At 54.5% G+C, this 13,691-nt stretch carries 11 protein-coding genes; 6 read left to right on the top strand and 5 right to left on the bottom strand.

The window, feature by feature from the left end; genetic code table 11:
* Window positions 1-184 precede the first annotated feature (184 nt).
* The 4 genes from pdxH (at window position 185) to hemA (ending at window position 4,090) form a co-directional block, all read left to right on the top strand.
* Window positions 185-775 (top strand): pyridoxamine 5'-phosphate oxidase, encoded by a 591-nt coding sequence (gene pdxH, locus LKE13_RS12620; RefSeq protein ID WP_227951727.1) that lies wholly within the window; start codon window positions 185-187, stop codon window positions 773-775.
* A 48-nt stretch (window positions 776-823) separates the two neighbouring features.
* A complete protein-coding gene (locus LKE13_RS12615; RefSeq protein ID WP_227951726.1) occupies window positions 824-1,756 on the top strand; it encodes a cation diffusion facilitator family transporter in 933 nt (310 codons plus the stop codon).
* Between the two features lie 80 nt (window positions 1,757-1,836).
* Window positions 1,837-2,721: a universal stress protein gene (locus LKE13_RS12610; protein WP_227951725.1), complete on the top strand. Its 885-nt coding sequence runs from the start codon at window positions 1,837-1,839 to the stop codon at window positions 2,719-2,721.
* 154 nt (window positions 2,722-2,875) lie between these two features.
* Window positions 2,876-4,090: a 5-aminolevulinate synthase gene (gene hemA / locus LKE13_RS12605; protein WP_227951724.1), complete on the top strand. Its 1,215-nt coding sequence runs from the start codon at window positions 2,876-2,878 to the stop codon at window positions 4,088-4,090.
* On the opposite strand, the gene LKE13_RS12600 is transcribed toward hemA, so the two are convergent.
* From LKE13_RS12600 to LKE13_RS12585, 4 genes are all read right to left on the bottom strand, one after another.
* Entirely contained in the window at window positions 4,091-4,915 is an 825-nt protein-coding gene (locus LKE13_RS12600; protein WP_227951723.1) for an SDR family oxidoreductase, read from the bottom strand. It abuts the gene before it with no gap.
* Window positions 4,916-4,951: 36 nt separating this feature from the next.
* Window positions 4,952-5,749, bottom strand: coding sequence for an enoyl-CoA hydratase/isomerase family protein (locus LKE13_RS12595; RefSeq protein WP_227951722.1), 798 nt, complete (start codon window positions 5,747-5,749; stop codon window positions 4,952-4,954).
* A gap of 46 nt (window positions 5,750-5,795) precedes the next feature.
* Complete coding sequence (locus tag LKE13_RS12590; RefSeq protein ID WP_227951721.1) at window positions 5,796-6,851, bottom strand: MBL fold metallo-hydrolase; 1,056 nt, start codon at window positions 6,849-6,851, stop codon at window positions 5,796-5,798.
* A gap of 93 nt (window positions 6,852-6,944) precedes the next feature.
* Window positions 6,945-8,744 (bottom strand): acyl-CoA dehydrogenase, encoded by a 1,800-nt coding sequence (locus LKE13_RS12585; RefSeq protein WP_227951720.1) that lies wholly within the window; start codon window positions 8,742-8,744, stop codon window positions 6,945-6,947.
* 155 nt (window positions 8,745-8,899) lie between these two features.
* Between LKE13_RS12585 and LKE13_RS12580 the strand changes: the two genes are divergently transcribed.
* Complete coding sequence (locus LKE13_RS12580; protein ID WP_227951719.1) at window positions 8,900-9,868, top strand: L-threonylcarbamoyladenylate synthase; 969 nt, start codon at window positions 8,900-8,902, stop codon at window positions 9,866-9,868.
* Complete coding sequence (locus tag LKE13_RS12575) at window positions 9,865-11,268, top strand: FAD-binding oxidoreductase (RefSeq protein ID WP_227951718.1); 1,404 nt, start codon at window positions 9,865-9,867, stop codon at window positions 11,266-11,268. The genes LKE13_RS12580 and LKE13_RS12575 overlap by 4 nt, the downstream gene beginning before the upstream one ends.
* On the opposite strand, the gene LKE13_RS12570 is transcribed toward LKE13_RS12575, so the two are convergent.
* On the bottom strand, window positions 11,260-13,521 hold the full coding sequence (locus LKE13_RS12570) for an EAL domain-containing protein (protein ID WP_227951717.1): 2,262 nt from the start codon (window positions 13,519-13,521) through the stop codon (window positions 11,260-11,262). The genes LKE13_RS12575 and LKE13_RS12570 overlap by 9 nt on opposite strands.
* Window positions 13,522-13,691: the final 170 nt, after the last annotated feature.

The raw sequence follows: 13,691 nt of genomic DNA, 5'->3' as shown, positions 1-13,691 counted from the left end.
CCCACTATATAGGGATTGGGAACACATTTATAGTAACAGGCCCATCACAAATCATTTCAAATGCTTTCGCTTGGACCTATCTTAGTTTAAACGTCGCCGGTCGACAATTCCGTCGAGGCGGATTAAGTTTGGCAATGAAATGCGGCAAAGCAGTGGCATGCAGTGACATAACGAGTATCTGAAAATGACTGTGAAAAACATTACCGAACTCCTGAGTGAGTTTCAGGACTGGATGGCGGAAGCCGAAAAGAGTGAGCCCAACGACCCGACAGCCATGGCGCTTGCGACTGCCGATGCGGACGGTTATCCGTCTGTGCGCATGGTGCTGCTCAAGGGTGCGGATGAACGCGGCTTCGTCTTCTACACAAATTTCGGAAGCCAAAAAGGCCGCGAATTGCTTGCCAACCCGCGTGCAGGTCTTTGTTTTCACTGGAAATCCCTGCGCCGCAGCATACGCATTCAAGGCACCGTCGAAAAGGTTTCGAATGAAGAGGCAGATGCCTATTTTGACAGCCGGCCGCGCGATAGCCGGATCGGCGCCTGGGCCAGTCAGCAATCCCGCCCGATGGAAGGCCGCTTCACGCTTGAAGCAGAGGTTGCAAAATATGCGGCGAAATATGCAATTGGAGCGATCCCTCGGCCTGATTATTGGTCCGGCTTTCGCATCATCCCGGAGCGGATAGAGTTTTGGCGCGACCGGCCCTTCCGTTTGCATGAACGCCGCCGCTATGACAAGGGCGCCGGAGGTTGGACAGAGAGTGTCCTTTACCCGTAAGATAACCAGATACTCCGCGAAATCATTTACAATAGGATTAAGCCAACTGTGACCGCCGATCCAGACACCCAACTTCCACAGAAGGAAGAGACTGCAAACGGCTATTTGATGAAGCGCGCCACCTATGCCGCCGTGAGTGTTGCGCTGCTGCTGATCCTGATCAAGGCTTTTGCCTATTTCGCCACCAATTCCGTCGCCATGCTCTCGACGATGGTTGACTCCATTCTCGATCTTGCGGCCTCCGTCATAAATCTCTTCGCCGTGCGTCAGGCACTCGTGCCCGCTGATAGCGACCATCGCTTCGGCCATGGCAAGGCGGAGGCGCTTGCCGGGCTTTTCCAGTCAGCAATCATTACAGGGTCAGCGGTTTTTTTGCTGTTTCAAGGCGGAGAGAGGCTCCTTAACCCGAAGCCGGTTTACGCGGGAGACGTTGGCATTATTGTCATGGTGATTTCCATCGCGCTGACCATCGGCCTCGTCCTTTATCAGCGCCATGTAATCCGCAAGACCCGGTCTGTGGCGATTTCCGCCGATTCTCTGCATTATGTTGGCGATGTGCTTATCAATGGCGGCGTGATCCTCGCGCTGATACTCGACATCGTGTTCCACTGGCGTTATGCCGACGGGCTGTTTGCCATCCTGATCGCGCTTGTCCTGATCTTCAGTGCCTGGAAGATTATCCGAACCTCCTTCGCTGATTTGATGGATGAGGAGCTGGGCGATGAAGAGCGGGAGAATATCAAGGCCACCGTCCTGAAACAGCCCGGCGTGCTTGGTATTCATGACCTGCGCACCCGCCGCTCCGGCCAGCAGCTGTTCATGCAGATGCATATCGACATGGACGGCAGCATCTCCTTGCGGGACGCGCATACCATTTCTGACGCTGTGGAGGCCCGGCTGATGGCCGAATATCCCGATGCTGAAGCTATTGTTCATCAAGACCCCCTTCATATCGAGACAGGCCGGGACGACGAGGATTAGCCGGAGATGCTGACAAAACCCTTTAGGATTTAGGGTCTTAGTGTTACATTTAAATGAAAACTCACAGGTTGAGGTATTCAATGCATTTTAAAAATATTCTCGTTCCCGTCTCCGGCGCAAACAACGACAGCGACGCAAAGGCACTTGAAAGCGCCTTCAATCTCGCAACGCGCTTCGGTGCCCATGTCAATGCGCTCCATATCAAGATTGACCCGCGGTCCGCCGCTGCCTTCGTTGGTGAGGGGATGACCTCCACCATGATCGAAAGCGTGATTGAAATGGCGGAGAAGGATGGCGAAGAACGACGCCATCGCGCGCGGGAACAATTCAAGGAAATTGCCGGCCGCATGGGCGTGCCGGTTATCCATGACATCTCTGACCGGCCAACCGCGGATGGCGCCTCTGCCCGCTTCGTTGAAAAGCAGGGGAATAGCGAAGATACAATTCATAGCTACGGTCGTTTGTTTGACCTGATTATTATCTGCAAGCAGGAAGGTGAGGAACAGATCAACAATTCCTTGCTGATTAATACGGCACTGCGAGAGACCGGGCGGCCTGTCCTGCTGCTGGATAAGGTACTGCCAAAAGATGTCGGCATGCGTGTCGCCTTTGCCTGGAACGGATCGGAGGAATCGGCCCGCGCCCTCTCCTACTCCTTGCCCTTCCTGCAGACCGCCGAAAAAGTCATGCTGATTTCCGCCGTTGATGATCTGGATGAAGACATTCACCCACTGGCCGTACAGCGCTATCTCACGATGTATGGGGTGCATGCGGATCGTTGCGAGATTACGGATTCAAACGGTAAGTCAACGGCTGAATCAATCCTGACCGAAGCCAATAAATGTAACGCCGATCTTCTGGTGATGGGGGCCTACACCCGCAGCCGTCTGCGCCGGCTGTTTTTTGGCGCCGTCACAGAAGAAGTATTGAATAACTGCCCCATTCCGGTCTTGATGGCCCACTAGGATCTAGGCGTTTGACGGAAGGGCGCGGTAAAGACTGATCACATGATCGCGACCAGAACCATGTTGCGACCTTTTGTCTCTTGTCACGGATCGGTCGGAAACTGTAATTAGAAATACATCAGTCGATGGACCACGCATAGTTTAAGGGCAGACGATGGATTACGAAAGCATGTTCGAGAAGGCGATTGCCGCTCTGAAAGACGAGAAACGCTATCGCGTCTTTACCGAGCTTGGCCGTCATGCCGGTGATTTCCCCCGCGCAACCCGTTATCTGGATGATGGCGGAACGCAGGACATTACCATCTGGTGCTCTAACGACTATCTCGGCATGGGCCAACATCCGGATGTATTGGACGCAATCAAGGATGCGACGGACCAGTTTGGCGCCGGCGCGGGCGGCACCCGAAATATTTCCGGCAACACCCGTTTGATCTGCGAGCTGGAGCGAGAGCTTGCTGATCTTCATGAGAAGGAAGCGGCGCTCGTTTTCACATCCGGTTTTGTCTCCAACGATGCAACGCTCTCCACCCTTGGCAAACTACTGCCAGGCTGTGTGATCCTGTCCGATGAGCTCAACCACGCCTCCATGATTGATGGTGTGCGTCATTCGGGGTGCGAAAAACGGATATTCCGCCATAACGATGTACGCGATCTGGAAGATAAGCTTAAATCCATCGACCCGAACCGCCCCAAAGTTATCGCCTTTGAATCGGTTTATTCCATGGATGGCGATATCTCCCCGATAAAAGAAATCTGCGACCTTGCAGATAAATACAACGCAATGACCTATCTTGACGAAGTCCATGCGGTTGGCCTTTATGGTGCGCGTGGTGGTGGCGTGGCGGAGCGCGAGGGGCTGATGCACCGTCTTGATATTATTGAAGGCACACTCGGTAAAGCATTTGGCGTGGTCGGCGGCTTTATCACGGCAAGCCAGAATATCGTCGACGCCATTCGCTCCTACGCGTCAGGTTTTATCTTCACGACAACGCTCTCTCCGGTGATGTCTGCGGGTGCCCTTGCCAGTGTGCGGCACCTGAAATCAAGCCAGGCGGAGCGCGAACATCATCAGGAACGCGCCGCGACCCTCAAGAAGCTGTTCGCGGAAGCGGGCTTACCTGTCCTTCCCTCAGTCACCCATATTGTGCCGCTGATGGTTTATGACGCAGAACTATGCAAGCAGGCGAGCGATATGCTGCTTGATGATTATGGCATCTATATTCAGCCGATCAACTACCCGACCGTGCCGCGCGGACTGGAACGCTTGCGCATTACGCCAACACCGTTCCATGATGATGCGATGATGGCTGAACTCGTCGGAGCATTGAAAGATGTCTGGAACCGGCTGGAGTTACGTCAGGCCGCCTGATCAGACAAAGAAATCGGGAAGCAGGTCTTTCTCTTCTACCCCTTCGAAGCGGTATTGCGCGAAATCCGTGACCCCGGCATCCGCCAGCAATTCATCGTCAATGCAGAAATTCCCGGTAAATTCCCGTGACGGCTTGGTCAGGATGATATGCGCCGCATCGGACATAATCGTGTCTTTGCGGCATTTATTGCGCACATCTGGCCCACCAATCAGATCCATTGCCGAAGTTGCGACCGCCGTGCGTGGCCAGAGAGCGTTAAAAGCAATGCCCGCCTTCCTGAACTCCTCCGCCATGCCAAGGACACAGAGGCTCATCCCGTATTTCGCCATGCTATAGGCCACATGGGGCGAGAACCAGTGCGCCTCGAAATTGAGTGGCGGGGACAGGTTGAGCACATGTGGGTTCTCGGCCTTTTTAAGGTAAGGAATTGCCTTCTGTGAACAGAGAAACGTTCCGCGGATATTAATCTGATGCATCAGGTCGTAGCGCTTCATCGGGGTTTCAAGCGTTCCGGTCAGGCTGATAGCGGAGGCATTATTGACGAGAATATCAATCCCGCCAAAGGTATCCACCGCCTGCTTCATTGCCGCCTCGACGATGTCTTCTTCCCGCACATCAACAACGAGGGGGAGCGCTTTTCCGCCCGCCTCCTCTATCTCCTCGGCGGCACTATAAATCGTGCCCTTCAGCTTGGCATGGGGTTCTGCGGTTTTGGCGGCGATGACGACATTTGCGCCATCTGCCGCGGCACGTTTACCGATGGCAAGTCCGATGCCCCGGCTCGCGCCTGTGATGAAAAGAGTCTTTCCCTTCAGATCCGCCATAACCGTCTCCCTGTTCCATGCGAGAACCGGAGCCCGTTAATTGCCTTTATAGACGGGCTTCCGCTTCTCTTTAAAGGCAGTTACTCCCTCGACCCAATCATTGCTGGACGCACAAAAGGCAAAGCCTTGCGCTTCGAGCGAGAGCTGTTCTTCCAGACTATTCCCGAGTGAGGCATTAAGCAACTGCTTCGTCCGACCGAGCGCGACCGTCGGGCCGTTAGCAAGCCGTTTGGCGAGCTTCGCGGTTTCCGCGCCCAACTCCTCGGTCGGGACCACGAAATTGATGAGGCCGAGATCCTTGGCCTCCGCCGCCTTGATCCGGTCGCCGAGCATGGCAATTTCCATCGCCTTCTTCAGCCCGACAATCCGGGGGAGCATGTAGGAGCCCGAGCCGTCCGGCGTCGTGCCAATCCCGATATAGGCAAGCGTGACAAAGGCGTCTTCCGAAGCAATAACCATATCGCAGGCCATCATTAGCGAAAGGCCGAAACCGGCCGCACCGCCCCGCACACTGGCGATAATCGGCTTCGGCATCCGTGTCATGGTAAAAATTGTCGGGTGCAGGGTATGGATACGCTTTTCAAATGCTTTACGGCGCTCTTCCGGGTCCATCTTCGCATATTCAGTGAAGGATTTCACATCTCCGCCCGCCTGGAAATGCTCCCCTTCACCGCGCAGGATAATACAACGAACGCTGTCATCATTCTCCATATCGACAAAGGCATCATACAAACCTGAACGCATTTCCATCGACAGGGCGTTGCGCGCCTCCGGTCGGTTCAGGGTAATTGTGGCAATGCCGTCTTTCTTTTCGACTAAAAGGTCTTTTGTCATCTCTTTGTTTCCTTTATTTTTTATTATTTTCTTGAGTTGTTATTGCTCAGGCAACCGCCTTGCGTTCGGCGCTTCTCTGGAATTTCCAGATTCCGTCGCTTCCCATGATCCTCTCCAACTTGCCCTCACCAACAAGATAATGACAATGGGCCAAGCCTTCTGCAATCCCAAGCCCCTTGTCTTTTTCGTCCAGCTCCCGATCGAATAGCACCGGTAGCAGATCGATTGCTGATTGCGGTGTATCACAGGCGATCAATAACCGGTTAAGCCGATCTTCATGGTGTGATTGATAAAAATCAAGCTGGTTATGAAGGCCGTAAAAAACATCATTATGGGCTGGAAGGACGAAGGTATCCTTCGGCAATTTCTTATATATTTCAATGGAATCGATGAATTTCTTCAACGGATTGGCGAGCGGCTCTGCGGGATAGACCCCGATATGCGGCGTAATGCGCGGCAACACCTGATCACCGGAGATCAATATCCCGTCCGCCTGCGAATAAAGGCAGGCATGTTCCGGCGAATGACCCTGCCCGACGATCACTTGCCAGTCCCGCTTGCCGATGGTGATGATATCGCCGTCGGCGATCCGGTTGAAACCCATGGGCACCTGTGACATGGCTTGGCGGAAATTATTAAAGCCCCGGTCACGGACTTTTTCCAGCATTTCCTCAGTAAAACCAACAGACCGATAAAAATCCACCACATAGTCCGGCGTTTCCTTCTGGGCCTCCAGATAAAGCATCCGTCCGAAGGTCCATTCACCGAACGTCATGGTCAGCGGAATATTCCATTTATAGGTGACCCAACCTGCCTGCCCCATATGGTCGGGATGAAAATGAGTGCAGATCATCCGGGTAATCGGTTTACCTTTGAGATACTTCGCATAAATACTGCGCCAATGGTCGCGGATATCGCCGGTATTCAGTCCAGAATCCACCATCGTCCAGCCGTCATCATCCTCGATCAGATAGAGGTTTATATAGTCAAGACCCGGGATCGGGATCGGCATCCGCACCCAGAGGATGCCGTCGCTCACTTCCAGAACCTCGCCGTCTCCGGGGCGGGTATCAAAGGGGTAGGTTATTTCACTATAAGTCATTAGTACTCGTCCTGATGGCAGCTGGGCAGAACGCCCGCCGCTCTTGTTATTCTATTTTACGTTTACGTTAACGTCAAATAAGCCCCCCCCTGATCAGGCAGAAAGCAAATCTTCATCAATCGCAAATAAAGTCTCTGGCCCTTCCGTCACGGGGCCGAGCAGCGCTGTGGCTGTCGGCAGGATCTGGCCCATGAAGAAACGAGCCGTAATGATTTTCGCCTTCAGGAAATCCGTATCCGCTGCACCGTCATTCAGTAGCGCCCGTGCCTTCAACGCCGAACGGCCGAGAAGATGCGCCCCCACCGTTGTTGCAAACATGCGAAGATAGGGCGTCGCACCGGCTGGCGCCGCGTGTGGATCATTCGGCGCGTTGGCATAGAGCCAGTCGGTTGCGTCCTTCAGTGCCGACACCGCGAGGTTAAGCTGTAGCGACATTCCTGCCATCTCATCGCCTACCTTGGCCAGCCCGGTCACCGTTTCCTGCATATCAGCGAAGATTTCCTTCACCGGGTTTCCACCTTGCAGGCCGAGCTTGCGCCCTACCAGATCAAGCGCCTGAATGCCGTTCGTCCCCTCATAAATCGGCAGGATGCGGGCGTCGCGGTAATACTGGCCAACGCCGGTTTCCTCGATAAAGCCCATGCCGCCATGCACCTGAACGGCGGTGGAGGCCGTCTCCACGCCGAGATCTGTACACCAGGCCTTAGAGAGCGGGGTTAAAAGTTCAGCCATGCCCATGGCTTGTGCGCGTGCCATTTCATCCGGGCCGTGATGTGCCACATCAAGACAAGCACCATTCAGGTATATCAGGCAGCGCATGGCCTCGATATTTGCGCGCATGGTCATCAACATTCGACGCACATCCGCATGATGAATAATCGGAGTCATCTCGCCTTTTGGCATACCCGGGGCCTGCCCCTGCTTGCGATCACGGGCGTATTCGACCGCCTGCTGATAGGCGCGTTCCGCGATGGCGAGCCCCTGCACGCCAACACCGAGGCGGGCACTGTTCATCATGGTGAACATACAAGCCATGCCCTTGTTTTCAGCGCCGAGCAGATAACCGACGCAATTACCGTTATCGCCGTAGGACATCACCGCCGTCGGGCTCGCATGGATGCCGATTTTTTCCTCAAGCGAGACGCATTTAAGATCGTTCCGCTCGCCAAGCGACCCATCCTCATTCACGAGATATTTCGGCACGATAAAGAGGGAGATGCCGCGCGTGCCTGCCGGGGCGCCCGGCGTACGGGCCAGCACCAGATGGATGATGTTCTCGCTCATCTCATGGTCGCCATAGGTGATGAAGATTTTCTGCCCCGAAATCCGCCAGCTTCCATCCTCCGCCGGTTCCGCCTTGGAACGAAGCGCGCCGACGTCAGATCCGGCCTGACTCTCGGTCAGGTTCATGGTGGCGGCCCATTCCCCGCTCACCAGCTTTTTGAGGTATTTATCCTGCTGCTCTTTCGTGCCATGGGCGATGATGCTCTCGATTGCGCCTTGAGTGAGCAGTGGGCAGAGCGCAAAGCCAAGGTTAGCCGCATTCCACATTTCCACCGTCGCCAGCGACACCGCGCTCGGCAGCCCGCCGCCGTCATATTGCTCAGGCGCGGAAATCCCGTTCCACCCACCTTCGACAAAACCGGCATAAGCTTCTTTCCAACCGTCGGGCGTGGTCACCACCCCGTCTTTCACATGGGACCCCTGCAGATCACCAGATTTATTGATCGGCGAAAGAACATTGCTGGCGAACTTTCCCGCCTCTTCCAGAACCGCATCAACAACATCCGATTCCGCATGCTCATAACCGTCCAGCTTTGAGAGAGCCGCAAGATCGGCGATATTATCCAGAACAAAGCGCATATCTTTAAGGGGGGCGCTATATTCAGCCATGGAGATACCTCTTATATAATGGTTATTCTTACCGTCAGGATGTTATGGCATATCCCGCGAGGAGAAAAAAGACTTTCGCGCAAGTCGAAAGCCTCTCGACGAAGAAATACAATCGGGTAAACTCCCGGCAGCAATAAGCAGAATATTGATGATCAATGAAAATTTTTAAGACAGACAAAGATGGACTGACAGAGGCCGCAGAAGAAATTCGCGCCGGACATCTTGTCGCCTTTGCGACCGAGACGGTTTATGGCCTTGGCGCCGATGCAACGAATGATCGCGCCGTTGCCTCAATATACGAGGCCAAGGGCCGGCCGAGCTTTAACCCATTGATTGTCCATGTCCCCTCCCTCGCGAAAGCAAAGGAATATGTCACGTTCAATGACACGGCGGAACGGCTTGCGGCAACCTTCTGGCCGGGCGCTCTCACTCTCGTGCTGCCACGTGTGGAAAACTGTCCGGTCTCACGGCTTGCAAGTGCCGGGCTGGAAACATTGGCCATCCGGGTGCCGGGCCACAAACTCGCGCTTGAGTTCTTAAAAGAATGCGGTCGCCCCCTCGCCGCGCCGAGCGCCAATCCGTCGGGTGGAATCAGCCCGACCAAAGCGCAGCATGTCATTGACGGGCTAGAGGGGAAAATCGCGGGCGTTTTGGATGGCGGCCCCTGCCCTGTTGGTGTTGAAAGCACTGTTGTGGGTTTCACTGAAAATGATCAGCCCGTCCTCCTCCGCCCCGGCGGAATTACGCGAGAGGCGCTGGAGGCGTCGGTCGGACTGGTTCTTTCCCATGACGCGGATGGCACCACGCCGAGCCCAGGTATGCTGCTCAGCCACTATGCGCCCAATGCATCAGTCCGGCTCAATGCGACTGCCAAGGAACCCGGCGAGGCATATCTCGCCTTCGGGCGCGAGTATGACACCATCGCCGATGTGAATTTAAGCATTAACGGCGACCTGACAGAGGCGACGGCGCTTCTTTTCTCGGCTCTCCACTTTCTGGATAAAATGAATTTCAAGCGCATCGCCGTCGGCCCAATCCCCGAAATCGGGCTGGGTGTTGCCATCAATGACCGCCTCCGCCGCGCGGCGGCCCCAAAGCACGAAAAGGAAACGATAGGCAAATGACTTTAATCGAAAATATGAAAGCCATCGTTGGCGACACACATGTCATCACCGAGGAAGCCGATATGCAGGGCTTCGTTGTTGAATGGCGCGACAAATTTGTTGGCCGCGCCCGCGCCGTGGTGCAACCAAAAACAACAGAAGAAGTCGCCGCCATCGTCAAGCTCTGTGCGGAAACTAAAACGCCTCTTGTCCCGCAGGCCGGGAACACCAGTCTCGTTGGCGGCTCCATCCCCTTCACTGGCGGGGACGAGATTATCCTCTCGGTTGCGCGGATGAACCAGGTGCGAGAGGTTGACCGGCTGAATGGTACCCTCACTGTCGATGCGGGCTGCATCCTCGCTAATCTGCAGGAGGTGGCCGAGAACAATGGCTTTATCTTCCCGCTCCGGATTGGCTCCGAAGGAAGCTGCCAGATCGGTGGTAATATCTCCACCAACGCGGGCGGCGTGCAGGTCCTGCATTACGGCAATACGCGGGAGCAAGTGCTCGGGCTGGAAGTCGTGCTGCCCGACGGGCAAATCTGGGACGGCCTCACGGGCCTCCGCAAGGACAATACCGGCTACGATATCAAGCAGCTTTTCATCGGGGCGGAGGGCACCCTTGGCATTGTGACAGGTGCCGTCGTGAAAATGTACCCAAAGCCGAAATATCAGCAGGTGGCGCTGGCCGCCGTTCCCTCCGTTGAGGCGGCAATCGAGTTCCTCAGCCTGGCCCGTGCCATGAGCGGCGATCAGGTGACGGCGATCGAGCTGATTTCGCGTTATTGCGTTGATATGGTGATACGCCATGTACCGGATTTCACCGACCCGATGCCCGCGCGTTATGACTGGCATATACTTGTCGAGCTTTCCTCCAGCGCAACACCGGAGTTGAAGGAACTGATGGAGAGCATTCTCGAGGCGGCCTTCGAGAAAGAGATTGTGCTGGACGCGGTGGTCCCCGCGAGCGAGGCACAGCAGCAGCATCTGTGGCGCCTGCGGGAGGAAATCTCCGCCGCGCAGAAGCCCGAGGGTGGTAGCATCAAGCATGATATTTCCGTTCCCGTTTCCCGCTTCGCCGACTTCATCCGGGAGGCCGATATTGCGGTTGCCAAGATTGTTCCGAATTTCCGCTCAGTCGCTTTCGGTCATATCGGCGATGGCAATGTGCATTTTAATCCGATGCAGCCCGAGGATATGGGACGGGAAGAATATCTCTCCCATTGGGAGGAAGTCAGTCGCGCCGTTCATGATATCGCCGTAAAAATGCGCGGTTCCATCAGTGCCGAACATGGCATTGGCCGCCTGAAGGCCGACGATTTGGTGCATTACAAACCGGCAATCGAGATCGACCTGATGCGTCGGATAAAGAAGGCGTTCGACCCCGATGGGATCATGAATCCTGGTAAACTGCTAAAATAGGCTGGGCTGCCGGAAAACTGGTCGATCCGGATCGCTGATAAAGGGCATGACATCTGCGGCCGTGATTGGGCGTGAGAACAGAAAGCCCTGCGCCTGATGGCACTGGGCGGATCGGAGAAATTCCACCTGCTCCATGGTTTCGACACCTTCGGCAAGCACGTTCATACCGAGGCTGCGCCCGAGTGAGATAACTGTTCGCGCGATCGCAGCATCATCATCATTCTCGGTCAGGCCATCAATAAAAGCCTTGTCGATCTTGAGCGCGGATACAGGCAATTGCCGGAGATAGGCAAGCGAGGAATAACCGGTTCCAAAATCATCAATGGCAAAGCTAACGCCGAGATCGCGCAACACGCGGAAATTTTCCAACGTCTGCTCCGGGTTTTCCATAATCACACTTTCGGTGACTTCAAGTTCCAGCAGAGAGGGCGGACAACCTGTATCCGCCAATGTTTTCGTTATCAATTCGACAAAATCATCATTCTGGAAAATCGACAGCGAGAGATTAACTGCGACCCGGAAGTCACTCTCCCCCTGATCGAGCCATTCTCTACGTTGGCGACAGGCCTCGCTCAGGACCCATTCACTGATCGGCGCGATCAGGCCGGAGCTTTCCGCAACCGGAATAAAATCATTGGGAGCAACAAACATCCCCCCTTCACGCTGCCAGCGAACAAGCGCCTCAATTCCGATCATCGCCCCGCTCTCAAGATCGACTTGCGGCTGATAGGAAAGCGAGAGATCCTTTCGCATAATACCGGTACGGAGCGCGTTATTCATCTCGACGCGGGCGTTGATATCATTGGCGATGGTGCTGTTGTAAAAGCAGAAGTAGGAACCATTCCGGACCTTCAAATTCGAGAGCGCAATATTAGTATTCCGCCAAAGCGCCGTCGCGTTATCCGCATCGTCTGGATAAATGGCAAGGCCAATCCGGGGGCTGATATGCGGGATATTCTCTCGTGTTGATGGCCCATGTTCAAACACACTGTGGATGGTCTTCGGGATCTGCTTGAGTTCCCCCGTATTCTTGTACTGCAGGCATAGGCCAAACCCGTTCCCCGATGTTCGCGCGAGCGATATGGCCTGCGGGAACATGGTGGTCAATTGTTCAGAGACAAACTGGATAAGCTCGTCGCCCGCGTCATGCCCAAGCGCGATATTCAGTTCCGACAGATGTTCCAGCGTGAACTGCACCACGGCGAGGCGTCGCTTCTCCGGTTTGGCCACCCGTTCAATATGACCCTGCACATCTGTGCGGAATTTTGCTCGGCTGTCGAGACCGGTCAGGCTATCATTAAAGGCGAGGCGTTTAATTTCCTCGAACATGTCCGCATTTTCAAGGCCAAGCGTGATGTTGGCGCAGATCAACTCCATCTGCCGGGTTTCCAGAAAGGTGAGCGGCGCACGGTTTTCCAGCACGACCACGCCTTTTAGTTTTTCTTCTTGAGAAATACAGAGGATATTGACGGTCTCTGCGAAAACATTTTCACGCCCCACTGTCGCGGCAAGGACCCTCTCATACATATCCTCACTCACCACCTCTCCGACGCGTAACTTTTTGTTAGCGGCATACCGTCCCTTACCTGCTGTCACAGAAAGTTCCCCGGAATGTTCATTCGGGATAGCGAAGAAGCAATCTTCCACATTCTTGCAGATCACCTGCAGTTGCGAGAGGATGGTGAGGCAGAAATCCTCTACTGAGCGAACACCATAAAGCTCCTTGGTGATATCGAGAATTGTCTGAAGCGACTGCTTGCTGTCCTCTTCCGAGATTAGCCGCTCAAAAGACTGAAGCGCGATGGTCAGGCTGGTAAAAAGCTTGGGCAGGTTGATGGCGGATATATCGCGATAGTCACTGACGTCATAGTCGAGGAAGCGGTTCTGCGCCCCGGTCTGCTCTGCCGCTTCACCCAGCAGAACAATACGTATGATTTTGTTTCCGATCTCACCACGGAGCTTCTGCACGAGATCGAGGCCGCTCTCGCTCTTCTCCCCAGAGACATCGATAATCACCACGGCGATGTCCGGGTTTTCTTCCAGCATCATGGTTGCCGCTGTGGCGCTCTCTGCGATCATGAAGACGACGGGGAGATGCCCAAACACAAAAGTATCGAGCGATCCATATGGATCATTATTCTTTGGAATATTTATAGAAACAAGCAGCACCTTCCGGGCGATTGCCTGGCTTAACTGGCGTGTATTTCTCGCCGCCGACATTGTCGGTTTATGGCCTTCAACTAAAGGTGACATTATACTAACGCTTACGCTTACTAATCCCTGTATTAACTATAGTGAGTCAATCTGACGGAATTCGCAAACAGTTTCGACGAATTTAGCAGAAAAAAGCTGTAACCCCCCTATATTTAGCGTCTTTAGGAGTTATCCACACTAAATCGAATCATCCTAAATCAGAATAGGGA

This window comes from Sneathiella sp. HT1-7, assembly GCF_020731145.1.
Lineage (GTDB): Bacteria > Pseudomonadota > Alphaproteobacteria > Sneathiellales > Sneathiellaceae > Sneathiella.
The sequence above is the reverse complement of the archived record's forward strand: the minus strand, read 5'-3'. Positions and strand labels throughout refer to the sequence as shown.

Coding starts and splice junctions, on each gene's coding strand:
- pdxH (WP_227951727.1), top strand. CDS start 185: ATGACTGTGAAAAACATTACCGAACTCCTGAGTGAGTTTCAGGACTGG.
- LKE13_RS12610 (WP_227951725.1), top strand. CDS start 1,837: ATGCATTTTAAAAATATTCTCGTTCCCGTCTCCGGCGCAAACAACGAC.
- hemA (WP_227951724.1), top strand. CDS start 2,876: ATGGATTACGAAAGCATGTTCGAGAAGGCGATTGCCGCTCTGAAAGAC.
- LKE13_RS12600 (WP_227951723.1), bottom strand. CDS start 4,915: ATGGCGGATCTGAAGGGAAAGACTCTTTTCATCACAGGCGCGAGCCGG.
- LKE13_RS12595 (WP_227951722.1), bottom strand. CDS start 5,749: ATGACAAAAGACCTTTTAGTCGAAAAGAAAGACGGCATTGCCACAATT.
- LKE13_RS12590 (WP_227951721.1), bottom strand. CDS start 6,851: ATGACTTATAGTGAAATAACCTACCCCTTTGATACCCGCCCCGGAGAC.
- LKE13_RS12585 (WP_227951720.1), bottom strand. CDS start 8,744: ATGGCTGAATATAGCGCCCCCCTTAAAGATATGCGCTTTGTTCTGGAT.
- LKE13_RS12580 (WP_227951719.1), top strand. CDS start 8,900: ATGAAAATTTTTAAGACAGACAAAGATGGACTGACAGAGGCCGCAGAA.
- LKE13_RS12575 (WP_227951718.1), top strand. CDS start 9,865: ATGACTTTAATCGAAAATATGAAAGCCATCGTTGGCGACACACATGTC.
- LKE13_RS12570 (WP_227951717.1), bottom strand. CDS start 13,521: ATGTCACCTTTAGTTGAAGGCCATAAACCGACAATGTCGGCGGCGAGA.